The sequence below is a fragment of the Pseudomonas wenzhouensis genome (assembly GCF_021029445.1).
GTDB lineage: Bacteria > Pseudomonadota > Gammaproteobacteria > Pseudomonadales > Pseudomonadaceae > Aquipseudomonas > Aquipseudomonas wenzhouensis.
This window is the reverse complement of the sequence record NZ_CP072610.1, coordinates 1,324,764-1,351,322: the sequence shown is the minus strand read 5'-3', so window position 1 is coordinate 1,351,322 and position 26,559 is coordinate 1,324,764. Positions and strand designations below refer to the sequence as shown.

Annotated in this window: 28 protein-coding genes and 1 tRNA gene; 8 read left to right on the top strand and 21 right to left on the bottom strand. The window is 62.3% G+C overall.

Annotation, left to right across the window (positions count from 1 at the left end; translation table 11 throughout):
* The first annotated feature begins 106 nt into the window (after nt 1–106).
* Nucleotides 107–1,033 carry a LysR family transcriptional regulator gene (locus J7655_RS06165; RefSeq protein WP_230927009.1) on the top strand — a complete coding sequence of 309 codons (927 nt, stop codon included), beginning with the start codon at nt 107–109 and terminating at the stop codon, nt 1,031–1,033.
* A 3-nt stretch (nt 1,034–1,036) separates the two neighbouring features.
* Here the strand turns inward: J7655_RS06165 and J7655_RS06160 are convergent, their stop codons facing one another.
* Entirely contained in the window at nt 1,037–1,402 is a 366-nt protein-coding gene (locus tag J7655_RS06160; protein WP_230927008.1) for a diacylglycerol kinase, read from the bottom strand.
* A gap of 132 nt (nt 1,403–1,534) precedes the next feature.
* On the bottom strand, nt 1,535–2,182 hold the full coding sequence (gene erdR / locus J7655_RS06155; RefSeq protein WP_230927007.1) for a response regulator transcription factor ErdR: 648 nt from the start codon (nt 2,180–2,182) through the stop codon (nt 1,535–1,537).
* A 204-nt stretch (nt 2,183–2,386) separates the two neighbouring features.
* Here erdR and J7655_RS06150 point away from each other — a divergent pair, with 204 nt between their 5' ends.
* On the top strand, nt 2,387–3,313 hold the full coding sequence (locus J7655_RS06150; protein WP_230927006.1) for a DMT family transporter: 927 nt from the start codon (nt 2,387–2,389) through the stop codon (nt 3,311–3,313).
* Here the strand turns inward: J7655_RS06150 and J7655_RS06145 are convergent.
* Nucleotides 3,273–3,995: a tRNA-uridine aminocarboxypropyltransferase gene (locus tag J7655_RS06145; RefSeq protein WP_230927005.1), complete on the bottom strand. Its 723-nt coding sequence runs from the start codon at nt 3,993–3,995 to the stop codon at nt 3,273–3,275. The genes J7655_RS06150 and J7655_RS06145 overlap by 41 nt on opposite strands.
* Before the next feature lie 163 nt (nt 3,996–4,158).
* Between J7655_RS06145 and J7655_RS06140 the strand changes: the two genes are divergently transcribed.
* Nucleotides 4,159–4,560, top strand: coding sequence for a quorum-sensing-regulated virulence factor family protein (locus J7655_RS06140; protein WP_116619546.1), 402 nt, complete (start codon nt 4,159–4,161; stop codon nt 4,558–4,560).
* A gap of 13 nt (nt 4,561–4,573) precedes the next feature.
* Here the strand turns inward: J7655_RS06140 and J7655_RS06135 are convergent, their stop codons facing one another.
* Together J7655_RS06135 and J7655_RS06130 are read right to left on the bottom strand one after the other, a co-directional pair.
* Nucleotides 4,574–4,768 (bottom strand): hypothetical protein, encoded by a 195-nt coding sequence (locus J7655_RS06135; RefSeq protein ID WP_230927004.1) that lies wholly within the window; start codon nt 4,766–4,768, stop codon nt 4,574–4,576.
* A 37-nt stretch (nt 4,769–4,805) separates the two neighbouring features.
* Nucleotides 4,806–7,208 carry a phosphoketolase family protein gene (locus J7655_RS06130; RefSeq protein ID WP_230927003.1) on the bottom strand — a complete coding sequence of 801 codons (2,403 nt, stop codon included), beginning with the start codon at nt 7,206–7,208 and terminating at the stop codon, nt 4,806–4,808.
* Between the two features lie 125 nt (nt 7,209–7,333).
* On the opposite strand from J7655_RS06130, the gene J7655_RS06125 reads away from it, so the two are divergent.
* Nucleotides 7,334–8,737: an MBL fold metallo-hydrolase RNA specificity domain-containing protein gene (locus J7655_RS06125; protein WP_230927002.1), complete on the top strand. Its 1,404-nt coding sequence runs from the start codon at nt 7,334–7,336 to the stop codon at nt 8,735–8,737.
* 133 nt (nt 8,738–8,870) lie between these two features.
* The gene (locus tag J7655_RS06120; protein ID WP_230927001.1) at nt 8,871–9,944 is read left to right on the top strand and encodes an LOG family protein; all 1,074 of its coding nucleotides are present in this window, start codon (nt 8,871–8,873) and stop codon (nt 9,942–9,944) included.
* A gap of 155 nt (nt 9,945–10,099) precedes the next feature.
* On the opposite strand, the gene nadA is transcribed toward J7655_RS06120, so the two are convergent.
* The 16 genes from nadA to aspS all read right to left on the bottom strand — a co-directional run bounded on the left by nadA (nt 10,100) and on the right by aspS (nt 23,424).
* Complete coding sequence (gene nadA, locus J7655_RS06115) at nt 10,100–11,158, bottom strand: quinolinate synthase NadA (RefSeq protein WP_230927000.1); 1,059 nt, start codon at nt 11,156–11,158, stop codon at nt 10,100–10,102.
* A gap of 137 nt (nt 11,159–11,295) precedes the next feature.
* Nucleotides 11,296–11,371 (bottom strand) — tRNA-Lys (locus J7655_RS06110).
* 58 nt (nt 11,372–11,429) lie between these two features.
* Nucleotides 11,430–12,104 carry a 7-cyano-7-deazaguanine synthase QueC gene (queC, locus tag J7655_RS06105; protein ID WP_230926999.1) on the bottom strand — a complete coding sequence of 225 codons (675 nt, stop codon included), beginning with the start codon at nt 12,102–12,104 and terminating at the stop codon, nt 11,430–11,432.
* Between the two features lie 2 nt (nt 12,105–12,106).
* Nucleotides 12,107–12,754, bottom strand: a complete 648-nt coding sequence (queE, locus tag J7655_RS06100; protein ID WP_230926998.1) for a 7-carboxy-7-deazaguanine synthase QueE — start codon at nt 12,752–12,754, stop codon at nt 12,107–12,109.
* A 216-nt stretch (nt 12,755–12,970) separates the two neighbouring features.
* Nucleotides 12,971–13,783: a tol-pal system protein YbgF gene (ybgF, locus tag J7655_RS06095; protein ID WP_230926997.1), complete on the bottom strand. Its 813-nt coding sequence runs from the start codon at nt 13,781–13,783 to the stop codon at nt 12,971–12,973.
* Between the two features lie 6 nt (nt 13,784–13,789).
* Nucleotides 13,790–14,287, bottom strand: a complete 498-nt coding sequence (gene pal / locus J7655_RS06090) for a peptidoglycan-associated lipoprotein Pal (RefSeq protein ID WP_230926996.1) — start codon at nt 14,285–14,287, stop codon at nt 13,790–13,792.
* A gap of 53 nt (nt 14,288–14,340) precedes the next feature.
* Nucleotides 14,341–15,639 carry a Tol-Pal system beta propeller repeat protein TolB gene (gene tolB, locus J7655_RS06085; protein ID WP_230926995.1) on the bottom strand — a complete coding sequence of 433 codons (1,299 nt, stop codon included), beginning with the start codon at nt 15,637–15,639 and terminating at the stop codon, nt 14,341–14,343.
* 5 nt (nt 15,640–15,644) lie between these two features.
* On the bottom strand, nt 15,645–16,592 hold the full coding sequence (tolA, locus tag J7655_RS06080; RefSeq protein WP_230926994.1) for a cell envelope integrity protein TolA: 948 nt from the start codon (nt 16,590–16,592) through the stop codon (nt 15,645–15,647).
* Nucleotides 16,592–17,044, bottom strand: a complete 453-nt coding sequence (tolR, locus tag J7655_RS06075) for a protein TolR (protein ID WP_074860291.1) — start codon at nt 17,042–17,044, stop codon at nt 16,592–16,594. Before tolR ends, tolA begins: the two co-directional genes overlap by 1 nt.
* Before the next feature lie 27 nt (nt 17,045–17,071).
* Nucleotides 17,072–17,764, bottom strand: a complete 693-nt coding sequence (tolQ, locus tag J7655_RS06070; RefSeq protein WP_004423476.1) for a protein TolQ — start codon at nt 17,762–17,764, stop codon at nt 17,072–17,074.
* A gap of 2 nt (nt 17,765–17,766) precedes the next feature.
* Nucleotides 17,767–18,219, bottom strand: a complete 453-nt coding sequence (ybgC, locus tag J7655_RS06065; RefSeq protein ID WP_230926993.1) for a tol-pal system-associated acyl-CoA thioesterase — start codon at nt 18,217–18,219, stop codon at nt 17,767–17,769.
* A gap of 53 nt (nt 18,220–18,272) precedes the next feature.
* Nucleotides 18,273–19,325 (bottom strand): Holliday junction branch migration DNA helicase RuvB, encoded by a 1,053-nt coding sequence (ruvB, locus tag J7655_RS06060; RefSeq protein WP_230926992.1) that lies wholly within the window; start codon nt 19,323–19,325, stop codon nt 18,273–18,275.
* 100 nt (nt 19,326–19,425) lie between these two features.
* A complete protein-coding gene (ruvA, locus tag J7655_RS06055; protein ID WP_230926991.1) occupies nt 19,426–20,031 on the bottom strand; it encodes a Holliday junction branch migration protein RuvA in 606 nt (201 codons plus the stop codon).
* Nucleotides 20,032–20,052: 21 nt separating this feature from the next.
* Nucleotides 20,053–20,577 carry a crossover junction endodeoxyribonuclease RuvC gene (gene ruvC, locus J7655_RS06050; RefSeq protein ID WP_017361755.1) on the bottom strand — a complete coding sequence of 175 codons (525 nt, stop codon included), beginning with the start codon at nt 20,575–20,577 and terminating at the stop codon, nt 20,053–20,055.
* Between the two features lie 217 nt (nt 20,578–20,794).
* Nucleotides 20,795–21,544 carry a YebC/PmpR family DNA-binding transcriptional regulator gene (locus J7655_RS06045; RefSeq protein WP_230926990.1) on the bottom strand — a complete coding sequence of 250 codons (750 nt, stop codon included), beginning with the start codon at nt 21,542–21,544 and terminating at the stop codon, nt 20,795–20,797.
* A 104-nt stretch (nt 21,545–21,648) separates the two neighbouring features.
* Entirely contained in the window at nt 21,649–23,424 is a 1,776-nt protein-coding gene (gene aspS, locus J7655_RS06040) for an aspartate--tRNA ligase (protein WP_230926989.1), read from the bottom strand.
* A gap of 198 nt (nt 23,425–23,622) precedes the next feature.
* Between aspS and J7655_RS06035 the strand changes: the two genes are divergently transcribed.
* From J7655_RS06035 to J7655_RS06025, 3 genes are all read left to right on the top strand, one after another.
* Nucleotides 23,623–24,729 (top strand): HD domain-containing phosphohydrolase, encoded by a 1,107-nt coding sequence (locus tag J7655_RS06035; RefSeq protein ID WP_230926988.1) that lies wholly within the window; start codon nt 23,623–23,625, stop codon nt 24,727–24,729.
* Nucleotides 24,730–24,894: 165 nt separating this feature from the next.
* Nucleotides 24,895–25,365, top strand: a complete 471-nt coding sequence (locus tag J7655_RS06030; protein ID WP_230926987.1) for a Dps family protein — start codon at nt 24,895–24,897, stop codon at nt 25,363–25,365.
* Between the two features lie 92 nt (nt 25,366–25,457).
* Complete coding sequence (locus tag J7655_RS06025) at nt 25,458–26,525, top strand: GGDEF domain-containing protein (protein ID WP_230926986.1); 1,068 nt, start codon at nt 25,458–25,460, stop codon at nt 26,523–26,525.
* Nucleotides 26,526–26,559: the final 34 nt, after the last annotated feature.

Here is a 26,559-nt window from a genome sequence, read left to right as displayed (position 1 = left end):
TCCTCGAAAAACGACAGCGCCAAAGGCGCGATTGCGCAGGATTTTATTCGCGGCAACAATATCTGTTAAGTGGATTATCAAGATATAGGTTATCGGTTATATCGATATGCGATTTACCCTCAGACAACTTCAGGTATTCGTCGCCGTGGCGCAGCATGAGAGCGTTTCCCGCGCCGCGCAATCGCTCGCATTGTCGCAGTCGGCGACCAGCACCTCGCTGACCGAACTGGAACGGCAATCCGATTGCCAGCTGTTCGATCGCGCGGGCAAACGCCTGGCGCTCAACGCCCTGGGCCGGCAGTTGCTGCCCGAGGCCGTGGCGCTGATCGATCAGGCCCGCGAGATCGAGCGCCTGCTCGGCGGCAAGAGCGGCTATGGCTCACTGAACGTTGGCGCCACCCTGACCGTGGGCAACTACCTGGCCACCCTGCTGATCGGGAGCTTCATGCAGCGCCATCCCGAATGCCGGGTGAAGCTGCAGGTGCACAACACCGCCCATGTGGTGCAACAGATCGCCCATTATGAGCTGGACCTGGGCTTGATCGAAGGCGACTGCCAGCACCCGGATATCGAGGTGCAGCCCTGGGTCGAGGACGAACTGGTGGTGTTCTGTGCGCCACAGCATCCGCTGGCCAAGCGCGGCAGTGCCAGTCTGGAGGAGTTGACGCACGAAGCCTGGATTCTGCGTGAACAGGGCTCGGGCACGCGGCTGACCTTCGACCAGGCCATGCGCCATCACCCGCGCAACCTCAACATCCGTCTGGAGCTGGAACACACCGAGGCGATCAAGCGTGCGGTGGAATCCGGCCTGGGCATCGGCTGCATCTCGCGTCTGGCGCTGCGCGACGCCTTCCGCCGGGGCAGCCTGATGCCGGTGGAAACCCCGCAACTGGATCTGCGCCGGCAGTTCTACTTCATCTGGCACAAGCAGAAGTACCGCACGGCAGCGATGCGCGAGTTTCTCGAGCAATGTCGCGCGCTGACCGCAGGCGTCAGCCGTAGCGACCAGATCGTCCTGCCGCCAATCGTCTGAGCCTCACCCCAGCAGAATGATCGCCCAGACCGAGGCGATCATGCCCAGTGCCAGCAATTGCGCAGCGCTGCCCATGTCCTTGGCATTTTTCGACAGCGGATGGCGCTCGAGGGAAATGCGGTCGACGGCGGCCTCGATGGCCGAGTTGAGCAGTTCGACGATCAGCGCCAGCAGACAAACCGCGACCATCAAGGCCCGCTCGGCGCGACTGACCTCGAACACAAAAGCCGAGGGGATCAGCAGCAGATTGAGCAGCACCAGCTGACGAAACGCCGCCTCGCCAAGGAATGCGGCGCGCAAGCCATCGAGCGAATAGCCCGCTGCATTGAGGATGCGTTTCAGGCCCGTCTGGCCCTTGAATTCGGACATGCGCCCTACCCCTGCGAAAGAGGCGCGCAGCTTACTGCATCCGCCGTCGGAGAGCCTATACAGGAGAGGACAAGCTGAGCCCGATCATGCGGCTGCGCTTGCGTAGACCCTGGCGCAGCAGGTCGCGCCTGGCTATGCGGGGATCGATTCCATCTGCTGCAACAGCAACGCCGCCTGAGTGCGGGTGCGCACGCCCAGCTTGCGGAAGATCGCCGTCACATGCGCCTTGACGGTGGCTTCGGATACGCTCAGCTCGTAGGCGATCTGCTTGTTCAGCAACCCTTCGCAGACCATGGTCAGCACCCGGAACTGCTGTGGCGTGAGGCTCGCCAGGCCGGCACTCGCGGCCTTGGCCTCATCGGAAACCGGCGCACCTTCTTCAGCCAGTGCGGGCCACCAGGTATCACCATCGAGCACATGGCGCACGGCCTGCTGCAGGGTTTCCAACGGGCTGGATTTGGGAATGAAACCGCTGGCGCCGAACTCGCGGGAGCGGTTGACCACCGAGGCCTCTTCCTGGGCGGAGATCATCACCACGGGGATCTGCGGGTACTGCCCGCGCAACAGCACCAGCCCGGAAAAACCATAGGCACCCGGCATATTGAGATCGAGCAGAACCAGATCCCAGTCACTCTTGGCGGCCAGATGGCCCTCGAGTTCGGCAATGCTGGCAGCCTCGACCAGATGCACCTGCGGCCCCAGCCCCAGGGTCAGTGCTTGCTGCAGCGCGCTGCGAAACAGTGGGTGATCGTCGGCAATCAGGATTTCGTAGGCGGCCATGGGCAGATCCTGTTGTTGTTATGAATGGCACGGAGGTGAGTATGGCTGTGCTTTTCGCCTGAAGATCCGTTCAAGGCTGCACATCCAGCAGCACAGACTCACCCACTCGAACCGACGGCGGCGCTCAGCATGCCGAGCTGTGACGGGGTGGTCAAGCGCAATGCTTTGCGGCAGGATGCGCAGCTTTGCTGCCGAGATCCCCGAATGCGAAGCCAAGCCCTGCGCGCTGACCTGTTGATGCTGATCACCGCGATGATCTGGGGCAGTGCCTTCGTCGCCCAGCGCCTGGGCATGGATAACATCGGCCCCTTCCTTTATACCGGCCTGCGCTTTGCCCTGGCCTGCGTGGTGCTGCTGCCCGTGCTGGCCCTGCTGCAACGTCGCCAGCAGCATCGCCCCGCCCCAGTGAATCGCAACCTGCTGGTCGGCGGGGTGATCATGGGGCTGGCCCTGTCGCTGGGAATCAACCTGCAGCAGGTCGGCCTGCTGTTCACCACGGTGACCAACTCCGGCTTCATCACCGGCCTGTACGTGATCGTAGTGCCGCTTCTCGGCCTGCTGATCGGCCAGCGCAGCAGCGCCGGCATCTGGCTGGGCGCCAGTCTGGCGGTGGTCGGCATGTTCCTGCTCAGCGTCGGCGAAGGCTTTACCGTGGCCTCCGGCGACTGGCTGCAACTGGCCGGCGCCTTCGTCTGGGGCGTGCATGTGTTGCTGGTAGGCTTCTTCGCCAGCCGTCACGACCCGCTGCGTCTGGCCTTCATCCAGTTCGCCACCTGCGCGCTGATCAGCCTGTTGCTGGCGCTGCTATTCGAGACCGCGACACTGGACGGCATCATTGCCGCCGGCCCGGCCATTCTCTACGGCGGCCTGTTCGGCGTGGCGGTGGGCTTCACCCTGCAGGTGGTGGCGCAGCAGCATGCCATCGCCTCGCACGCGGCGATCATCCTCTCGCTTGAGGCCGTATTCGCCGCCATCGCCGGCGCCCTGCTGCTGGGTGAAATACTGGCACTGCGCGGCTATCTGGGTTGCGCCCTGATGTTCGGCGGCATGCTGCTGGCGCAGCTGTGGCCCAAGCCACTGCCAGGTGAACTCAGCGGTACGTCTGCAAACGCTGATGCAGCGCGTCGTTGAGATCCAGCGGCAGACGCCGTTTGGCCGCCAGGTAATGCTGACTGAAGGCATCCAGATAGTCGTCCAGTGCCTCGCCGGCACGCTGATCACCGGCCAGCTCCAGGCACAGGGCAGCCACCTCGGCCGTGCACAGGTGCTCACCACGGGTAGAGCGGCGCAGGCGATAGCGCGATAGTTGCGCCGGCGTCAGACTCAACACCGGCAGCGCGTCCAGATAGGGGCTCTTGCGAAACATCTTGCGCGCCTCGGTCCAGGTGGCATCGAGCAGCACGAACAGCGGCCGCTTGCCGGGCGCCAATGTCACCTCCTCGACCACGCGCGACGGCGCCACGTACTCACCGGGAAAGACCAGATAGGGCTGCCACTGCGGATCGGCCAACAGCTCCAGCAGCGCCGGCTCGACAGCGGTTCGTGCCCAACCGAAGGCATGGGTCTCGGGTACCACGTCAGCGATCAGCCAGCCGGTATTGCTCGGCTTCAGCGCCTCGATGTCGTGCATCACCAGGCACATGCCGGCATTGGCCCGGACCTGCGGACGCCAGGCGCACAAGCAGTGCGTCGGCTGCACCCGACAGTGCGGGCAGCGCTCGGCACGCGAGCCACGCGCGACGAAAGGCTTGATACTGCGCGCCAGGCGCTCTGCGCGCAGGCGGGCGACGGCATGTGGGGCTGGATCAGTCATGAAAGGCGCAACGGCGATTGGGCGCGCGATTCTAACACCTCGCCCGCACCGCTGGCGGGCCAGAACCAGTAGACTGCAGCCGTCACAGGCCAATGGCCACCGCCGCGAACATTCACGACCGTGGTCTGTCCAAGGCTGTCCACGCCTTCAGGAGTTACATCACATGCTGCGTTACATCCTTCCTGCCCTCGCACTCAGCCTGATGCTTGCCACCGCCCAGGCCGCCTCGCTGAAGGAAATGGAGCTGACTCGCACCCTGGAGCAGGTCGCCCGACAGAGCAGCGAGGGCACGCCACGGGCGATCAACGAGGACATTCTCGATCAGGGTTACACCGTGGATGGCCACACGCTGATCAACCACCTCAGCGTACGCCCGGCGCATGCGGCAAACATGCGCGGCAACCCGGACATCGTGCGCAGCCAACTGGCAGCCAGCGTCTGCCGCAATCCGGGCTATCGCAGCCTGCTGGCCCAGGGCGCGCAGTTGCGCTACCAGTTCAGCGAATACCGCAGCAACCGCCCGGTCACCGTCGAAACCTTCGACAAGGGTGATTGCGGCCTGTAAGTGCTGGCCAGGTTTAGCCTCGCTGTGCCCGGCGCTGGGCGTCATCGGCGCGCAACTCGGCGAGCAGGGCCTCCATGTAGCGTGAGCGTCGCCCACCCCCTTCGAGGCGACGCACGCACTCCTCCTGCAGACTCAACTGGTTGATCCGTGCCGCCTCCTGCAGCATGCGATAGAGGTCGGTGTCGAGTTCCACAATCAGCCTGGGCATACCTGCCCCTCCCTTGCAATTGCCCCAACCCGGTCATTCAGCGCAGGATGTTGGGATCTCCCGTGCCGGCCAGCGCGGCCCGTTCCTCGGCCGTCAGCCAGGCATCGACCGCTGTGCCCAGCACCTCGGCGACACTCTGCAACACATGCGCCCAGGTACAGCCGTTGGCGAACAGCATGCCGGCTTCGTCGAAGGTACCGCCGCGGTTGCGATAACCCAGCGTCCGACAGAACGCGCCCTCGCCCAGCACCGTGGACAAATGCCCCCGTGCCACCTCCGGGCGCATATGGCTGAGCAATACGCGCCGCCGGTACGCAGCGGGGAACAACGCTTCATGCTCTGCAGGCGTAGCCAGCGCCGGTGTTTCCCAGGCATCACGCGGCGCCCGAAAACGTCCCGGCTCCTGCAAGTAAATCAGACGCCAGGCCACCGCATGCTGACTCAGACGAACAGCAGCACGGCGCATCGCGTGTAACTGGTAACTGCCGCTGGCGATCAGCAGCACCGGCTCGCCCTCGCCCTCGGCAGCCACCAGCAAGGCACCATCACGGGCCAGTTGTTGTGCCTGCGCGGCCGTGAAGCTGCAGGGCTGCTCGCGCTTGGCCACCACCAGGCAAGCCAACCTGCCGCGCGCCTGATAAATGCCTGGCAGCAGCGCCAGCAGCGAATTGTGGTCGGCCGGCAGCAGCACGCGCATGACATCGTGCATCTCGCCCAGCAGCGCCTCACAGAAGGTGGTGTCCTGGTGCGATTGCTGGTTCTTGCCGTTCTCCCAGGTGTGCGAAGTCGCCACCAGCGGCCAACCCAGCCAGCCAGCCGGGCGCCCGGCCTCTTTCTGCTGGCGGGCGAAGATCAGGCTCTGACGCACCGCGCCGAGCATCTTCACGCAGAACGCCTCATAACTGGCCACCAGATTCAGTCCGCCCTGGTTGGCCAGGCAGGCGGAAACCACGGCCTCCTCGTTGAGCGCCGTGATCACCGCGCCATGCACTGACTCCAGCTCGCTTTCCGGCTGGCTGACACGGTGCTTGAGCGCCTTCAGCACGCCACCCAGGCGGTTGCTGGCCAGTTCGTCCGGGTTGCCAACACGGGCGCGTAACTGCGGATTGGCCCGTACCAGATCGACAAAGTAGCGATCCAGCGCGCTCATGGGCGAACAGGCCGCGTCGTGAAAATGCAGCGCTGGCTGTGCCGGCTGCGCGGGTTGACGACGGGCCAGTGGATTGTCTCGTTCAGGCTCACGCCCCTTGCCGGCAGCGAACAGGCTGCAGGCCTCAGCCAATGCCTGCGGCTGCACCCACAACGCCGCCGCATGCTGGTTGAACAGTTCGCGTGCGTGCGCATCGAGCGCCGGGCTGGCCGGTAGCGGCAGGTTGTGCGCGGCATTGCTGCCAGCGCCATAGAAGCCATAGCCCTTGGTGGTTTCGGCAATACCGTAGGGCATGGGCAGGGGATAGTCGATCAGTTCGCGATTGCGCTCATCGACCCGGTGCGCCAGACGCTGCTCCATTTCCCACAGCGCACAGACGAAGGCTGCCGGGTCACACCCATCGAAGCTCAGCGGATCGAAACCACAGCCGCGCAGGTGCCGGCGAAAGCCCTCCAGCCCCTCCAACGTACCGAGTTCGGTACGCTGCTCGATACGCCGGCCGTTGGCGATCATCACCGGCAGCGCCACACCACAATCCTCGGCACGCCACCAACGCGGCATCCAGTCACTGCCGCGCTGCTCCTCGGCAGCACCGTCGGAGAGGAAGGCCACCAGTTTTTCGCCCGGCAATGGCAGATGCGCGTACTGCAATTCGGCAAAGCCCAGGTAACCGCCTTCGGCGATACCACCAGCGGTATGCGGATTGACATGGCTGCCCAGCGGCACGCCAGGGCGGCCGTCCGCTGCCTGCGCATAGCTGTAGAAGTCTGCCACCAGGCGGCTCATGCCCGTTTCATCACAGGCATAGCGCTTAGCCTGCTCGGGATGCTGGTTGCCGGTCAGCAGGTTCAGCGCCTCGATGGCTGCCACGCAATGCCCCTGCCCCATCAGCCAGCCACGCGTCTCACCGGTCAGCGTGTTGAGGGCCAGGTAACCGGCGTAGGCCGGCACCATGTTCAGCGCGCCACCGGTATGGCCTTCCGGCACCGGCTTGAAGTCATCGGCCTGCAGCGGCTGACCATCGAGCCGGACACGCCGGGCGTAGGTCATGTGCACCACCAGCCAGAGGCCGGCTGCGGTCAGCGCATCCAGCGCGCGAAACAGGCGGTAGACGCTTGGCAGGTCGGGCTGCAAACCGCTTTGCACCAGCTGATGGGCGAGACGAAAGACCGCAGCGCTGGTCTGCGGGCTATGCTGAACAGGTCCATGGCCCGCCTTCCAGTGGGCGAAGTCAGGGTATTGCTGGGCGTGCTGAGCCAGAGTCGCGGCATCGGGCAATAGCTGAAACATGGGTCATCTCCTGAAAATTCACTTGCAGTTTAGGCACCCGGAGCCATATATCGAGTGACCTGCATCAAACCACGCGGCGCTTCAAACCGGCAGACTCGCTACATCATCACAACAAGGACAGAACCATGGCCCTGCTCACTTTTCTCGGTGCAATCCAACAAGTTACCGGCTCCTGCTACCTGGTGGAGAGTCGCGACGGCGCCAAGGTACTGCTCGAATGCGGCATGCACCAGGGGCGCCGCCAGGAGGAGGATCAGAACCGCAGCGCCTTTCCCTTCGACCCGCGGGAGCTGGATGCGGTGGTGATCTCCCACGCCCACCTCGATCACAGCGGGCTGCTGCCACGCCTGGTCGCCGAGGGCTATCGCGGCCCGATCCACGCCACCGAGGCCAGCAGCGAACTGCTCGAACTGATGCTGCTGGATTCGGCCTTCCTCCAGGAGAAGGACGCTGAATGGGAAAACCGCTGGCGTGCGCGCCAGGGCAAGCCGGCGGTCAAACCCCTCTACACCATCGCCCATGCCGAGCAGGCGCTCAGCCAGCGCCGCGCGCATGCCTATGGCACAACGATCGAGGTGGCCAAGGGCGTGCAGGTCACCTTCCACAATGCCGGCCACATTCTCGGCTCGGCCATCGTCGAAATGCAGGTGCAGGATCACCACCTGCAGCGTCATCTGGTGTTCTCCGGCGACCTGGGCAACACCTGCTCGCCACTGATGCAGGCGCCGACGCAACTGAACAAGGCCGACGTACTGCTGATGGAGTCGACCTACGGCGACCGTGATCATCGCCCCAGTGACGAAACCCTGGAGGAGCTGGCCGAGATTCTGCAGCAGGCGCACAAGGAAGGTGGCAATGTGCTGATCCCCTCGTTCGCCGTCGGCCGCACCCAGGATCTGATCTACTACCTCGGCCGCTTCTATCAGGAAGGCCGCCTGCCGCAGCAGGCGGTGTTTCTCGACAGCCCCATGGCCATCCGCGCCAATGCCATCTACAGCCGCTTCCATGATCAGTTCGCCGCCGAAGACCGCGCCGCACTGGCCGCCAAGGGTGTCACCCGGGTAGAGGACTGGCTACCGATCCTGCGCTGCACGCCAACGGCAGAAGAGTCGATGGCGATCAACCGGATCAAGAGCGGCGCGATCATCATTGCCGGCGCCGGGATGTGCAACGGCGGGCGTATCGTCCACCACTTCAAGCACAATCTGTGGCGCGAGAACTGCCATCTGGTGTTCCCCGGTTTCCAGGCCAAGGGCACGCTCGGCCGCCTGATCGTCGACGGCGCAGAAACGGTCAAGGTGCTGCACCAGCGCATTGCCGTGAAGGCCAGGGTGCATACGCTGGGCGGTTTTTCTGCACACGCCGGCCAGTCACAGCTGATCGACTGGGCCAGCCAGTTCGAGCATCACCCCGAGCTGTACCTGGTGCACGGCGAACTGGAGAAGATGCAAACCCTGCAACAAGCACTGCGCCAGCGCCTGAACTGGATCGCCAACATCCCCGAACCCGGTGAACAGATCGCCCTGTAACCGGCGCTTACGAAAAGCAGGCAGCGAAACGGCAACCTGGCTGTGGCAAGCGTCATGAAACGCCATAATCACGGAACCGGTACGGGCGCGAGCCGCATCAGCCTCGCGCCCGGCTCAGAACAGGAGAGCCTTCATGCCTTACGAAGCGGACGACTATCTGTCGCGCCACGTGCAAACCAGCGAAGTCGACCTGACCCGCAAGGTCGACGAACTGGTGGCACTGGCAGCCCCCGGCAACAGCCCGAACCTGCAGCTGTACCGGGAAATGCTCAGTACCGTGATCCATATGGCCCAGGCGGATCGCAACCGCTGGGACGCCAAAATCATGCTGCAGACCCTGCGCGAGATGGAAAATGCCTTCGGTGTACTGGAGCAGCTCAAGCGTCGGCGCAAGGTCACCGTCTTCGGCTCGGCCCGGACGCCAGCCGATCATCCGCTGTACCTGCAGGCTCGTGAACTGGGCGCACGGTTGGTGCAGCGTGACCTGATGGTGATCACCGGCGCAGGCGGCGGCATCATGGCCGCCGCCCATGAAGGCGCCGGCGTGGACAACAGCCTAGGGTTCAACATCACCCTGCCCTTCGAACAAACGGCCAACTCGACGATACGCGGCAGCAACCACCTGCTGTCATTCCATTTCTTCTTCCTGCGCAAGCTGTTCTTCGTCAAGGAGGCCGACGGTCTGGTGCTTTGCCCCGGCGGTTTCGGCACGCTCGACGAGGCGCTGGAAGTGCTGACCCTGATCCAGACCGGCAAAAGCCCGCTGGTACCGGTGGTATTGCTCGATCAGCCGGGTGGCAGCTACTGGAAGGACGCCCTGGGCTTCATGCGCCGTCAGCTTGAAGACAATGGCTACATCCTGCCCAGCGATCTGAACCTGATGCACCTGGTGTACAGCGCCGAAGAAGCGGTGGATGAAATCGTCCACTTCTATCGCAACTTCCACTCCAGCCGCTGGCTCAAGGATCGCTTCGTGATTCGTCTCAAGCACCCGCTCAACGAGCAGACACTCGCGCGACTCGACGAGGAATTCAGCGGACTGTGCAAGAGCGGTGGTTTCACTCAGCAGCCCCATTGCGAACTGGAAAACGACGAGCCCGAGCTGTGCCACCTGACGCGCCTGGCCTTTGCCTTCAACGGTCGTGACTATGGCCGCCTGCGTGCGCTGCTCGACGTGGTCAACGAGCCGGAGAACTGGGCAAGCTGAACTGACGACTTGCCGTAGCCCGGATGCAATCCGGGCTACGTGTTTGCCTCCCCTCTCCCACTTGCGGGAGAGGGCGCAGACCGTGCAAGAACAAGGCAAGTCGCTTGCCTAAGCAAGCGCTACAGCTTGTGAGTTGAAGCTGGTCGCTGCTCCGCTCAGGCGTTGCCGGCGACCTTCATGCGCGCCGCCTGGGTGAAATCGAGCATGCGCTTGAGCGGCTTGATCGCCTTGGGAATCAGTGCCGGATCGACATGAATCTCGCCGGAGCCCTGACGCAGACCGGTGAGCACACGTTCCAGCGTATTCATCGCCATCCACGGACAGTGCGCGCAGCTGCGGCAGGCGGCACCGTTACCCGCCGTCGGCGCCTCGATGAAGGTCTTGTCCGGGCACAGCTGCTGCATCTTGTAGAAGATGCCGCGATCAGTGGCGACGATGAATGTCGAGTTGGGCAGAGTCTGCGCGGCCTTGATCAGCTGACTGGTGGAACCCACGGCATCGGCCAGCTCGACCACGTTCTGCGGCGACTCCGGGTGCACCAGAATGGCGGCATCAGGGTACAGCGCCTTCATGTCCAGCAACTGCTTGGATTTGAACTCCTCATGGACGATACAGGCACCGTCCCACAGCAGCATATCGGCACCGGTCTCGCGCTGGATGTAGTTGCCCAGGTGCTTGTCCGGCGCCCAGATGATGGTCTCGCCGTTGTCCATCAGGCTCTCGACGATCTCCAGCGCGCAACTGGAGGTCACCACCCAGTCGGCACGCGCCTTCACCGCCGCCGAGGTGTTGGCATACACCACCACGGTGCGCTCCGGGTGCTGATCGCAGAAGGCCGAGAACTCCTCCACCGGGCACCCCAGATCGAGCGAACAGGTGGCCTCCAGAGTCGGCATCAACACGCGTTTTTCCGGGTTGAGGATCTTCGCCGTCTCGCCCATGAACTTGACCCCGGCCACCACCACGGTCTGCGCCGGGTGCTGATTACCAAAGCGGGCCATTTCCAGGGAGTCGGAAACGCAACCACCGGTTTCCTCGGCCAATGCCTGAATCACCGGATCGCAGTAATAGTGTGCCACCAGCACCGCGTTCTGCTTTTTCAGCTCGGCGGCGATTTCGCGGCGATAGAAAGCCTCTTCCTCGGCTGTCAGCGGTTTGGGCTGTTTGGCATCGAGGTGGGCCTGAACCAGAAGGCGTTCGGAAATCTGCGTCATGTCATCGAACCTGCGGCGCTCTTTAGCGAGCTACGAGTATAGCCCCTGACTCCACATCACCACAGGCGATGCAGCATCAGCCAGAGGACTTTTCCGAGAGCAAAAAAAAGCCAGTCTGACGACTGGCTTTTGCGATCTGGTGGGTCGTGTAGGATTCGAACCTACGACCAATTGGTTAAAAGCCAACTGCTCTACCAACTGAGCTAACGACCCAACGCGAGGCGCATGATACTGATTTAATTCAGGAAATCAACTCTTCACGAAATTATTTTCAATAGTAGCGCGTGACATCGGGTACGCCGGCAGCAGCGAAACCGGCGGCACGCAGGCGGCAGCTGTCGCATTTGCCACAGGCGCGGCCCTCGTCATCGGCCTGGTAGCAGGAGACCGTCAGCGCATAGTCCACGCCCAGGCGCATGCCCGTCTGGATGATCTCACCCTTGCTAATCTGCTGCAGCGGTGCGCGAATGCTGAAACCCTGCCCCTCGATACCCGCCCTGGTCGCCAGGTTGGCCATGCGCTCGAACGCCTCGACGAACTCAGGACGACAATCGGGATAGCCCGAATAGTCCACCGCGTTGACGCCAATGAAGATGTCGCGCGCCTCGAGCACCTCGGCCCAGCCCAAGGCAAGCGCCAGGAATACCGTATTACGCGCCGGCACGTAGGTGGCGGGAATCCCGTCAGTGGGCAATTCAGGCACAGCGATGCTGCTGTCGGTGAGCGCGGAACCACCGATGCCATTGAGGTTCAGGCCGATCACCTTGTGCTCGACCACACCGAGCTGCCGCGCCACCCGCTCGGCCGCCTGCAACTCGGCACGATGGCGCTGGCCATAGTCGAAACTCATGCTGTAACAGGCGTACCCCTCGGCCTTGGCCATGGCGATGACCGTGGCCGAATCCAGGCCACCGGAAAGGAGGATGACCGCTTTCTTGTCGTTCATGTTCAGTGTCCCGGCTCGTCGTTCCAGAGAATCTTGTGCAACTGCAGTTGCAGGCGTACCGGCAGGTTGTCCGCCACGATCCAGTCAGCCAGCGCCCGCACATCGACCTGTTTGTGGCTGGGCGAAAACAGTACTTCGCCGGCCTTGGCAGCCAGGTCATATTCGATCAGCTTGGACACGGACCAGTCGTAGTCCTCGCGCGAGCAGATGACGAACTTGACCTGATCGTTGCGCGTCAGCCACTGGACATTCTCGTAGCGATTACGCTGCACCTCAGCAGAGCCCGGGGTCTTCAGGTCGAGCACCTTGCTGACGCGCGGATCGACTGGCGATACATCGAGCGCGCCACTGGTTTCCAGTGACACCTCGTAACCGGCATCGCACAGACGTGTGAGCAAGGGGATGCAGTTCGGCTGGGCCAGCGGCTCGCCGCCCGTCACGCAGACGTAGCGCGGCCGATAGGCGGCCACCTGCTCGAGGATACTGTCCAGGGTGACGATCTCGCCGCCGCTGAAGGCATAGGCGGTATCACAGTACTGACAGCGCAGGGGGCAGCCGGTCAGGCGCACGAATACCGTCGGCAAGCCGGCGGTACGTGTCTCCCCCTGCAACGAGTGGAAAATCTCGGTAATACGCAGGGTTTCTTGCATGGTAGCCACGGGCGTGATGACGAAACAGGCCATCCGCCTCCGTTGCGTGAAAAGACAGGAATGCCGACAGCAGCCGCCATTCGACGATGCCTGGTGACAAGGACATCAGCCGAGCTGAAACCCTGTCATCAGGCGAGGGGCATTCTAATGGAAGCCGGCAAACTACGGATAAGAAAAACCCGCGACTGGCGCGGGTTTGTTCATCGAATCTCGAACCTACAGTCGCTGCAGATCACGCTGCGCCAGCTGCGCTGCTGAGCTGCCCGGGTACTGCGCAATCACCTGCTGCAGAATACCACGGGCCTTGTCATTGTTACCCAGACGGCGCTCGACATCGGCCAGCTTGAACAACGAATCCGGCACCTTGGCATGACTCGGGTAGGCTTGAGTGACCTTGGCAAAGGCCTGACCGGCAGCCTGCAGGTCGCCCTTAGCCAGGTTCACTTCGCCCAGCCAGTACTGTGCATTACCCGCGTACTGGCTATTGGGATAACGATTGAGGAAGGCGCCGAACGCCTGCGATGCCTTGTCGAAATCCTTGGCCTTGATCAGGTCGAAGGCGGCATCGTAATAGAGTTTTTCCTTGGCCGGGTCACCCGGCTCGGCGCTGGCCTGCTGCTGTGCGGCAGGTGGCGTCGGGGTGCCAGTGGCGTTGATCGCGCCAGTGGCTGAATTTTGTGCAGGAGCTCCACCGGCAGCTGCGCCGGAAGAAATGCGTTGATCCAGATCCTGATAACGCTCCAGGCCTTCCTGCTTGAGGCGCTGGATTTCATTCTGCTGCTCTTCGACCATGCCGCGCAGCTGGGCAATTTCCTGCTGCATCTGCTCGAGCTGGTTGAACAACATGCCCTGTGCAGAGGCGGGCGCTTGCGCACCCGCTCCGACAGAGGCGCCGGCCGTACCATAACCCGCCGGTGGATAGCTGCTGCCCTGTTGCATGGAGCTGCTTTCCAGTACGGGAACTTCCGCCATCGCCGCGAGCGGCAAGGCGAGCGTCAGAAGGGTCAGAATACGGCGGCAATCACGCATGGCAGCTTACTTACGCAGCTCTACGCGACGGTTCTGAGCCCAGGACTGCTCGTCGTTGCCAGTGGCAACCGGACGCTCTTCGCCGTAGGAAACGACTTCCAGCTGAGCCGGGGAGACGCCCTGCAGAACCAGGTAACGCTGAACGGCCTTGGCACGACGCTCGCCCAGAGCCATGTTGTACTCACGGGTACCGCGCTCGTCAGCGTGGCCTTCCAGAACGACGCGAGCGCCGTTGCCTTTCAGGTCCTTGGCGTGTACGTCCAGAGCGCGCATGGCTTCGGCTTTCAGGTCGGAGCTGTCGTACTCGAAGTAGAAAGTGGTGATAGCGCGCAGAGCCGCTTCTTCGCTCAGGCTGCCATCGACAGCGCCAGTGTTGGCACCGTAGCCAGCGTTCGGGTCAACTGCGCCTTCGCCAGCAGCGTCGCCGCCTTTGGAGGAGCAACCTACGGCAACGGCGAGAGCCAGGGACAGTGCAGCGAACTTACCGAATTTCAGCATTTCCATCATGTAACTCCTAATGAACCCCAGTTGTGTTAAGCAAAAGGTGTAGCACCGCATCAGTTCAGGTAAGGGGACCAAGAAGGCTCTCGAACTTCGCCTTGAGCGGTAGGAAGAGGGAGCCTCACGCGTCCATTGGTGGACGCCAACATCAAGACTCCCCGGCCCTGCTGGCGGGTGGCGTAGATTAGCATGGTGCCATTGGGCGCAACAGTGGGCGACTCATCCAAACTTGTGTCGGAAAGTATGCGCAGACGGTTGGTTTCCAGGTCCTGGGCAGCCACCTTGAACACGGTGAAACCTTCCTGGCGATGGATCATCACCAGGGTCTTTTCATCAGCCGACAATTTCGGGTTGGCGTTGTAGTTCCCGACGAAGGTCACTCGCTCCACGGCCCCGCTATTGATGTTGGTCTTGTAGATCTGCGGACGCCCCGCACGATCCGAGGTGAAGTACAGGGTCTGACCATCCTTGCCCCAGAAGGGTTCGGTATCGATGGCGTAATGGTTGGTGACGCGACGCATCTGCCGGCTGCCCATGTCCATCACGTAGATTTCCGGGTTGCCGTCCTTGGACAGCACGAAGGCCAGGCGATTGCCATCCGGCGACCAGGCAGGCGCGCCGTTGAGGCCTTCGAAGTTGGTGATCTGCTCGCGGCGACCGGTATCGATGTGCTGTACGAAGATTCGCGGACGACGCTGCTCGAACGAAACATAGGCAATACGACGGCCATCCGGCGCGAACGAAGGCGACAGGATCGGCTCGCGCGACTGCAGCAGGGTCACCGCGCGGGCACCGTCGTAATCGGAGCGCTGCAGGGTATAACGGGTGTTGTTGGCCCCCATGCGCTCGGCCGTAACGTAGAGCAGACGCGTGGAGAACGCGCCCTTGACGCCGGTGAGCTTCTCGAACGACTGATCAGCGATATGGTGCGCCATGTCGCGCAACTGCTCGGTGCCGCCACCGACATTGCCGGTCATGACCTGCTGTTCGGTGTTGACGTTGAACAGCGCGTACTGCACCTGCAGCCGACCACCATTGGGCACGATGTTGCCGACCAGCACGTACTGGGCGCCCAGTGCCTTCCAGTCGCGGTAGATGACCTCGCTGGCCTGGGTCGGCAGACTGATCATATTCTGCCGAGGGATCGGCTCGAAATAGCCGGAGTTGCGCAGGTCGTTGCCGATGATCTGCGACATGTCTTCGGGCAATACCGAACCGCCCTGCCAGCCAAAGGGCACGACAGCGATGGGCGTGGCGCGGTCGGCGCCCTGGGAGATCACCAGCGGGTCGGCCGCCTGGACGCTACCGACCAGCATGACCAGCCCCAGCAGGGCGATACGAATCAGGTTGTTCACAGCGCTCAATCCTCCGGTTTGAAAATGACGCGACGCTGCCTGTACCGACTGTCGAAGGTAGCGCGATCCAATTGTTGCATCTCGGGAATACGCCCGACGTTACGTACAGCTGCCACGGCCGAACTATCGAACGGCGCATCGCCACTGGAGCGCGATACGCTGGCGTTGGTGATGGTGCCATCGGGCAACATCTGGATCACCAGCTCGACACTCATGCCACGACGGGCCGACATCGGCCGCTGCCAGTTCTCGGTGATCAGCTTGATGATCAGATCATCGAGGTTGCCGGCCACCTGATCGCCATGGGTTTCGGCCAGCGCCTGCTGGTTCTGCACATTGTCCGAGAGCAACTCAGCCAGCGCTGCAGCCTTCTGATCCTCGGCGGCCTTGCGCCGTGCATCTTCAGCCTTGCGTTTGGCATCCTCGGCCGCTTTCTTTTTCGCGACTTCGGCGGCTGCCTTTTTCTTCGCCTCTTCTGCAGCGGCCTTTTTCTTGGCCTCTTCAGCGGCTTTTTTCTTCGCTTCTTCCTCAGCGCGCTTCTTGGCGATATCGGCCTGGCGCTTCTGTTCGGCAGCCTTCTCGGCCTCGGCCTTCTTCGCTGCCTCAGCCTTGGCAGCTTCGGCTTTGGCCTGCTCAGCCTGTTTTTGTTCCTCGGCACGTTTGGCGGCTGCGACCTTCTGCTCCTCGGCCTTCTTCTGCTCCAGCCTTTCGGCCTCGAACTGCGGTGCGGAGGTTTTCTGTGCTTCGCCGGCGACCTTTTGCGTGGTCTGTGTAGTGGCCTGACTCTGCGACTGCAACTGGTACAGCGTAGCCTGAACCACCGGGCGCGCCGGTGGCAGCTCCGGGGTGAAGGCGACACTGACGAACAGCATGGCAAAGATGAGTACGTGCAGGCCCACTGCCCAGACTACAGGCCAGAAGTAGCTTTCCGACTGCGTGCGCTCGTGCTGCATCAAGGCGCCTCGGTTATCAGTCCGACATTGCCGACATCGGCCTGCTGCAAGCCGCCCATGGCCGCCATGACCGTGCCGTAATCAACCGATTTATCACCGCGCACGAACACCTGCACCTGCTTACCCTGACGGCGATTCTCACTGATGATGGCCGACACAGCCTGGGTCATCTGCTCGAGATTGACGGCACGTTCCTGCTCGGTATCGACATCGACCTCGCTGCCCATGTTCCAGTAATAGGTCTTGTCGGCCTTGATGGAGATGGTCAGCACCAGGGCGTCGTTGTCCTGCGGCAACACCTCGCTGCTGACTTTGGGCAAGTCGACCTTGACCCCCTGATTGAGCATCGGCGCGGTGACCATGAAGATGACCAGCAGCACCAGCATCACGTCGATGTAGGGCACCACGTTCATCTCGGCGACCGGCTTGCGTCTGTTGCGAATTCTCGCCATGGTAAAAACCTGTCCTCTTCGCTCGCCTTATTCTTCCGAGGTGTGCACTTTGCGGTGCAGGATGGCCTGGAACTCGTCAGCGAAGGTGTAATAACGACCGATCAGCATTTCGCCACGGGCAGAGAAGCGGTTGTAGGCGATGACTGCCGGAATCGCCGCGAACAGGCCGATGGCGGTCGCGATCAGCGCCTCGGCAATGCCCGGGGCAACGGTAGCCAGCGTGGCTTGCTGCACCTGGGACAGGCCCAGGAAGGAATTCATGATGCCCCATACGGTGCCGAACAGACCGATATACGGGCTGGTGGAACCGACGGTTGCCAGGAACGGCAGAGCGGTCTCCAATTTCTCCTCTTCACGGGAGATGGCAACGCGCATGGCACGCGACACACCATCCATCACGGCATCCGGGTCAACGCCCGGCTGCTGACGCAGGCGCGAAAACTCCTTGAAGCCGGCGCGAAAAATCTGCTCCAGGCCGGAGTCCGGATCCGGGTTGCTGCCGGCCTGGCGATACAGCTTGGACAGGTCGATGCCGGACCAGAAACGGTCCTCGAAGTTGTCCAGCGCACGCTTGGCAGCACGAATGGCGGTGCTGCGCTGGAAGATCATCACCCAGGATATGACGGACGCCGCCACCAGGGTGAGCATGACCAGCTGCACCACCAGGCTGGCATGACTGATCAGGCTCCAGACCGACATATTGTCTACGTTGGCTTCCACGCTTACTCTCCTGCTGCAATTGGACCCGGCGCCTGCGTCCCGGCGAACGCATGTCGCAGAGGCTCGGGAATGGCCCGGGGTTTCAAGTTGTCGGCGCGCACACAGGCCACCAGAAACTGCCCTTCGCAGAGCAGCACATCATCCGCAGCCCGCCTTACCTGTTGACGAAAGCGCAGGCTGGCACGGTTCAATTCGATTACATCGGCGCTGATCACCAGTTGGTCATCCAGACGTGCCGGCGCGTGATAACGCGCTTCAGCCGAATGCACGACGAACAACAGGCCCTCACCGGCAAGCGTCGACTGGGAATAACCCAGCTCACGCAGGCGCTCGGTGCGAGCCCGCTCCATGAATTTGAGGTAGTTGACGTAGTAGACGATGCCGCCCGCGTCGGTATCTTCGTAATAGACCCGGCAATGGTGGCTGAACGGCTGGACTCCGTTTTGCGCGCGCATACTCTAGTCCTCGGCCTGCGGCTTGCCAATCCGGCCTGGTAAGAATTTTTTCGTCATTCGTCACCTGCACTGAACAGATCGCCAGCGGCCTGCTCGCCAGCGCGCTTGGGAATGTTCAGCCCGAAGTGCAGATAGGCATGCCGGGTGACCACACGCCCGCGCGGGGTGCGCATCATGTAGCCCTGTTGAATCAGATAGGGCTCGAGCACGTCCTCGATGGTGTGGCGTTCCTCGCCGATGGCCGCCGCCAGGCTGTCCAGCCCTACCGGGCCGCCGTCGAACTTCTCGATCATGGCCAGCAGCAAGCGGCGGTCGGAGTGATCGAAACCGCGTTCGTCGACATCGAGCAGATTCAGTGCCTGGTCGGCAATCGATGGGGTGATGTGGCCCGTGCCACGCACTTCGGCAAAATCGCGCACCCGGCGCAGCAGGCGATTGGCGATACGCGGCGTGCCGCGCGCGCGACGGGCAATCTCGAAGGCGCCCTTGGCCTCGATGGGCAAGCCGAGAATCCCGGCCGAGCGCGCGACGATGGTGGCCAGGTCATCAACGCCATAGAACTCCAGGCGCTGAACGATACCGAAACGGTCACGCAGAGGATTGGTCAGCATGCCGGCACGGGTGGTGGCACCGACCAGGGTGAAGGGCGGCAGGTCGAGCTTGATCGACCGCGCCGCCGGGCCTTCGCCGATCATGATGTCGAGCTGGAAGTCTTCCATGGCCGGATACAGCACTTCCTCAACCACCGGCGACAGGCGATGAATTTCGTCGATGAACAATACATCGCCGCTTTCCAGGTTGGTCAGCAGCGCAGCCAGATCTCCCGGACGCTCGAGCACCGGGCCGGAAGTGCTCTTGATCGAGCTGCCCATTTCCTCGGCAATGATATTGGCCAGCGTGGTCTTGCCCAGGCCCGGCGGGCCGAAGATCAGCGTATGGTCGAGCGCTTCCGCCCTGCCCCGCGCCGCTTGGATGAACAGCGCCATCTGCTCGCGCACCACGGGCTGGCCGATGTAGTCAGCCAGACGCAGCGGACGAATGGCCCTATCCTGCTGCTCTTCGCGCTCGCGGGGGCCGGCGGTAATCAGGCGATCAGCTTCGATCATCGAGGCATTCCACTAAAAGTCCATTGAATTGCCCTGCCGGGCGGCAAACCATGCAGCGTTTCCCAGCAGAAGGCCGGTGGATGAAAAGGCGTCACCCACCCTACGCCATGCCGCGCAGCGCGCGCCGGATCAAATCTTCACTGCTCATGCCATCCTCCTTGACAGCGGCCACAGCCCGACTGGCTTCCTGCGGCTTGTAGCCAAGAGAGATCAACGCGCTGACCGCGTCGTTCTCCGCGCTTGAGACTGCCTGAGCCAGTTGAGGTTCAACCACCAGAGGCGCGATGGACGGTATCGACTCCCAGGCCTTGAAACGATCCTTGAGCTCGACCAGCAGTCGCTCGGCGGTTTTCTTGCCGACTCCCGGCACCTTGACCAGCGCTGCGGTGTCCTGTGCCTGCACGCAGCGCACCAGTTCATCGACTTCGAGCCCCGACATCAACGCCAGCGCCAGCTTGGGGCCGACGCCATTGAGACGAATCAGCTCACGGAACAGCTCACGCTCACGCTTCTCGAAAAAGCCATAGAGCAGGTGCGCATCCTCACGCACGACCAGATGAGTGTGCAGGGTCAGCGGCTCACCCACTGCAGGCAGACGATAAAGGGTCGTCATCGGCACTTCCAGCTCATAACCGACGCCATTCACATCCAGAAGCAAATGTGGCGGCTGGTTCTCCGCCAGGGTGCCGCGCAAACGTCCGATCACCACTGTGTTCCTTTGATCCGATTACAAACGAAGACGACCGCCACGCCGCTTGGCGCCGGCCAGCCCATGGGGGATGAGACTCTGTCGATGGTGGGCATGGCACAGGGCGATGCCCAGGGCATCGGAGGCGTCGATCTGCGGCTTTTGCACCAGCTTGAGCAGGTGCATGACCATCATCTGCACCTGTTGCTTGTCCGCCGCGCCGGTGCCGACTACCGCCTGCTTGACCTGGGTGGCTGTGTATTCGCTGACTTCCAGCCCCGCCTCCACCGCTGCGACGATGGCCGCACCGCGCGCCTGCCCCAACTTGAGCGCCGAGTCAGCATTACGCGCCATGAACACCTGCTCGATGCCCATGGTCACCGGACCATGGGTGCGAATCACCTCGCTGACGCCGCGAAAGACGATCTGCAGGCGCTCGGCCAACGGCCCATTACCCGTGCGAATGCAGCCCGAGGCCACGTACTCGCAACCACGCCCGGTATCGCGAACCACGCCATAGCCGGTAATGCGCGAACCGGGATCGATTCCTAGGATGAGGGTCATGTCGGCAACTGTCTATTTATCCAGTTGGCGAGTATACGGGCGTGCTCATGCGCCGTCACTCGTGACGCACCTGAGGAACCAGAGAAAACCGCAGAAGGAGCGCCGGGCGGCCGCAAGGTGGACGCAGGGTGGGCGTAGGGTGGGCTTCAGCCCACCAGGGCTGCTTACCCATGGCAGGCACACACGGATCGCAGCCCGCCCCATCCCACGCATCCCTTCAGCCAAGCTGCTCCATGATCTCGTCAGCGACTTCGGCGTTGTGGTAGACGTTCTGCACGTCATCCAAGTCTTCGAGCATGTCGATCAGCTTGAAGACCTTCTGCGCGGTTTCCAGATCGGCAATCGGCGCATTGATCGAAGGGATCATCGCGATTTCCGCTTCCTCGCCCTTGAATCCGGCCGCACTCAGCGCCTCGTTGACGGCATGAAACTCGGTGAAGCTGGTCGACACCAGGGCCGAGCCATCTTCCCCCATCTCCACATCATCGGCACCGGCTTCCAGGGCAGCTTCCATCAGGGCATCTTCATCGACACCCGGCGCGAAGCTGATCTGGCCCTTGCGCTCGAACATGTAGGCCACCGAACCGTCGGTGCCCAAGTTGCCGCCGCACTTGGTGAAGGCATGGCGTACTTCGGCAGCGGTACGGTTGCGGTTGTCGGTCATCACTTCGACGATGATCGCCACACCGCTGGGTGCGTAGCCCTCGTAGCTGAACTCGACGACGTTGTCGGCTTCGTTGTTGCCGGCGCCGCGGGCGATGGCGCGGTCGATCACGTCACGCGACATGTTGTTGGTCAGCGCCTTGTCCACGGCCAGGCGCAGACGCGGGTTATCCGCCGGAATCGGCCCGCCGTGCTTGGCGGCGACCGTCAACTCACGAATCAGCTTGGTGAAGATCTTGCCCCGCTTGGCGTCCTGACGTCCCTTGCGGTGCTTGATATTGGCCCATTTGGAATGACCAGCCATAACTCACTCCATCTATAAGGTTTCACGATTACCGGGGCGTAAGAGTTCGAGTCTCTCCACCCAATAACGAAGAAGCCTGGAATCTCCAGGCTTCTTTGGCAGGCTTATTCGGCCTTGGGTTGCTCGCGCAGGCGAATGTGCAGCTCGCGCAGCGACTTGTTGTCGACGATACCCGGCGCCTGAGTCATGACGCAGGCCGCACTCTGGGTTTTCGGGAAGGCAATCACTTCGCGGATCGACTGTGCGCCAGTCATCAGCATCACCAGGCGATCCAGGCCGAAGGCCAGACCACCATGGGGCGGCGCGCCGTACTTGAGGGCATCGAGGAGGAAGCCGAACTTCTCTTCCTGCTCTTCCTCGCTGATGCCGAGCACCCGGAACACGGTCTGCTGCATGGCCTTGTCGTGGATACGGATAGAACCGCCACCCAGCTCGGTACCGTTGAGCACCATGTCGTAGGCACGCGACAGCGCGGCAGCCGGATTGGCCTCCAACTCTTCCGGGCTGCAGCTCGGTGCGGTGAACGGGTGGTGCATGGCGGTCAGGCTGCCGTCGTCGTTCTCCTCGAACATCGGGAAATCGACGACCCACAGCGGCGCCCACTCGCAGGTGAACAGATTGAGGTCATGACCCAACTTGATGCGCAGCGCGCCCAGGGCTTCGCTGACGATCTTGGCCTTGTCGGCACCGAAGAACACGATATCGCCATCGACCGCGCCAACGCGGTCGAGGATGACGTTGATGTTATCCAGCGGGATGTTCTTGACGATCGGCGACTGCAGACCGTCAACACCGGCTGCGCGCTCGTTGACCTTGATATAGGCCAGGCCCTTGGCACCGTAGATGCCGACGAACTTGGTGTAATCGTCGATCTGCTTGCGCGGCATGCTCGCCCCGCCCGGTACGCGCAGCGCGGTAACGCGGCATTTCGGGTCGTTGGCCGGGCCGGCGAAGACCTTGAATTCGACGTCCTTGAGCTGATCTTCCACATCCACCAGCTCCAGCGGAATGCGCAGGTCCGGCTTGTCCGAGCCAAAGCGGCGCATGGCTTCGGCCAGGGTCATGTGTGGCAGCTCGCCGAACTCGACGTCCAGCACTTCCTTGAACAGGTTGCGCACCATGGTCTCGGTGATGCCCATGATGTCTTTTTCATCGAGGAAGCTGGTCTCGATGTCGATCTGGGTAAATTCCGGCTGGCGGTCGGCGCGCAGGTCTTCGTCGCGGAAGCACTTGGCGATCTGATAGTAGCGGTCGAAGCCAGCGACCATCAGCAGTTGCTTGAACAACTGCGGCGACTGCGGCAGGGCGAAGAAGCTGCCAGCGTGGGTGCGGCTCGGCACCAGGTAGTCGCGCGCGCCTTCCGGCGTGGCGCGGGTCAGGATCGGCGTCTCGACATCGAGGAAACCGTTGTCATCCAGGTAACGGCGGATGCTCGAGGTGATGCGCGAACGCAGCTTGAGCTTCTCGGCCATTTCCGGACGGCGCAAATCGATGAAACGGTAGCGCAGACGGGTTTCCTCGCCAACGTCACTGTATTCGTTGAGCGGGAACGGTGGGGTTTCCGCCTCGTTCAAAACTTCCAGCTCGTAGCCCAGCACCTCGATGGCGCCGCTGGCCATGTTCGGGTTGACCGCACCGGCCGGACGCAGACGCACCTTGCCGGTGATCTTGACCACGTACTCGCTGCGCACGCGGTCGGCCTTGGCGAAGGTCTCGGCACGATCAGGATCGAACACCACCTGAGCCAGGCCTTCACGATCACGGATATCGAGGAAGATCACCCCGCCATGGTCACGGCGACGGTGTACCCAGCCGCAAAGGGTGATTTCCTGGCCATCCAGGCTCTCGTTCAACTGGCCGCAATAGTGGCTGCGCATCATGATCGTGTTTCGCTTCTCTAAGGTCTTGGATAGGTCAGGCAGCCCCCAGCGCCCTGGGCAGGAGCCACACCGCAGCAAACGTCCAACTGTACGTCGCACGCCGATAAAGAGCGGGATTATATAGCGTAAATCGCCATGACGCAGCCGCCCGGCAGATGGCTTCTATAATTGATGAAGCCTCCCGTCAGGAGAACGACCATGCGCAGTGACCTGCCCAGCGACTTACTGGAAGACTTTCGCCTCGAAGCCGCCGAGCAGCTACCACGCTGCGAACAACTGCTGATCGAGCTTGAACGAGCGCCCAAAAGCGCGGAAAGACTGCGCGAGCTGTTTCGCCTGATCCATACGCTCAAGGGCAACCTGGGTTACGTCGAGCTCAACGCACTGATGCCGCTACCACAAGCCATCGAGGACGTACTCGACGCCCTGCGTTGCGGCGCCATGACCTTCGACAGCCTGCTGGGCGATATCCTGCTGCTTAGCCTCGACCAGTTACGCACCCTGCTGGATAAGGCCCTGAAAGGCAGCGATCATGAGCCTGACAGCGGACAGATCCGGCAACTGTGTAGCGCCCTGCACGCATTGGCCACAGCCCCAACCGAGCAACAGGACGAGCGGCGGCGTGAACTGCTGCTGCGACTGGATCCCGAGACCCGCCTGCCTCCCCGGCAAGCCCTGCAACCCAGCCACAGTGAAGCCCTGCTCGCTCGCCACGGCATCGACAGCACACCCGACCTGCAACTGTTCTGCGCACTGGCCGAGGCAGCGCAGCAGCGCTCACCCTATTGGCAGGGGCGCCACCTGCGCCAACTCGAACTGGCACTGAGCATCAATGCTGCAGGTGGCTTCGCCGAACAGCCGGCGCAACTGGCTGCAGCAGTCTGTCTGCACGATCTCGGCATGGCCTTTTTGCCCCTGCCGTTACTGCACAAGCAAAGCCCACTGAGCCGCGACGAGCGACGCATGATGCAGGGCCACCCACGCCTGGCCAGTGAACTGCTCAAACGCATGCCGGACTGGTCAGGCGCCATGGAGATCATCCTCCAGCACCAGGAACACGCCGACGGCAGCGGCTACCCGAAAGGGCTGCGCGAGGCGGAAATCACGCCCGGCGCACTGATACTGCATATCGTCGATACCTTCGACGCACGCACCCACGAACGCGCCCACCAGACCCTGAGCAAGCGCCCTCTGTTGCGCGCCATTCTGGAAATCAACAACCTGGCCGGCCAACAGTTCAGCGCCCACTGGGTAGAGGTGTTCAATCGAACCTTGCAACAGCAGCCAACCCTGGCTCATCGCTGAATGCTGCCACGACGAGCGTATGCGACCCATTGAAAATGAACCGTTCGTTATCGATAACATCCAAACATCGTATTCATTGATGTAAGCCAGGCTCATCCTGGCAGCCCGCGTGTTAGCCTTCACTCATCATGCGGGCCACGCCCGGACCAACTGAAAGGAGAAATCATGGAAATCAATATCGGAATCGCCGAACAGGATCGCGCCTCCATTGCCGAAGGCCTCTCCCGCCTGCTGGCCGACACCTACACCCTGTATCTGAAGACCCACAACTTTCACTGGAACGTCACCGGCCCGATGTTCAACACCCTGCACCTGATGTTCGAAGGGCAGTACACCGAACTGGCCCTGGCCGTCGACGCCATCGCCGAACGCATCCGCGCCCTGGGCTTCCCGGCGCCGGGCACCTACGCCGCTTATGCTCGCCTGTCGTCGATCAAGGAAGAAGAAGGCGTGCCCACGGCAGAAGACATGATCAAACAACTGGTTCAGGGCCAGGAAGCCGTGGTGCGTACTGCTCGCGATATCTTCCCGCTGCTCGACAAGGTCAGTGACGAACCGACGGCTGACCTGCTGACCCAGCGCATGCAGGTACACGAGAAAACCGCCTGGATGCTGCGCAGCCTGCTCGCAGCCTGACCCCAAAGGCCCGGTCATCCGGGCCTTTTCATTTGGCACACAGCCATGCCCTGTTCTATGCTCTGGCCATTAGCCAGCGAGTTCCTGCCGCAATGAGTCAAGCAACCAAACCGCCCAGCATCATCAACCTCTACCCGGAAGATACCCGCGAGGCGGCGGAACTACTGAAACAAGCGGTGCCGCTGATGATGCGCCACGCCATACCGCCCAACCCGGTGCACTATGCACTGTGGTACACCTACAGCAGAGGCAGCGAACCCGAACTCAACCGACGCCTGGACAAGGTGGTCGAGGACTTCGACGTATTCCCCCCGGAAACCGCCAGCCGCCTGTTTCGCGACTACATCATCCGCGGCGAACTGGAAGAAGCACGCGCCGGCCAGCAACAAGTCATCGAGCTGGTCGACGATATCGAAGGGGACGTCTCCAGCAGCGTGATCGGTAGCCAGCACTACCAGCAGAGCCTGAGCCAGGGTCTCAGCGCCTTGCAGGAGCCGATCATCGACGATCTGCCCGGCGTGCTCAGCGAGTTACAGGAAAGCACGCAACTGATGCAGGATCAGCAGGAAAAATTCCTCTATCGCCTGCGCGCCGCACAGCAGGAGATAACCCATCTGCGCAGCCAACTGGAGCGCGCCCACCTGGCTGCAACGCTCGACAGCCTGACCCGCGTATTCAATCGTCACGCCTTTACCCGCCTGCTGGAGCGCGCCCTGAGCGAATCAACAGACGGACTGGCGCTGCTGATGCTGGATATCGATCATTTCAAGCAGTTCAACGACCAGTACGGCCATCCTCTGGGCGACCGCGTGCTCCAGCATGTCGGTCAACTGCTGCGCGACCTGTTGCCACCCGAGGCTTTCGCAGCGCGCTATGGGGGCGAGGAGTTCTGCGTCGTGCTGCGCAATTGCGCCAGCCTTGGTGAGGTACTGACCTTCGCCGAACAATTGCGCAACAAGATTCAGTCCCTGCGGGTCAAGGTCAGACGCACCGACCAGGTTCTGGACAGCATCACCGCGTCCTTCGGCTGCGCCATGGCCGAAAACGGCGACACGTTCGAATCCCTCCTGACCCGCGCCGATGATGCGCTCTATCGAGCCAAGCGTGCAGGCCGCAATCAGGTACACCCCGCGATCAGCGAAGCGATAGTAAGCGCTTGATTTGAGAAGCCATCTTCTTTGCTGTTAAATAGGC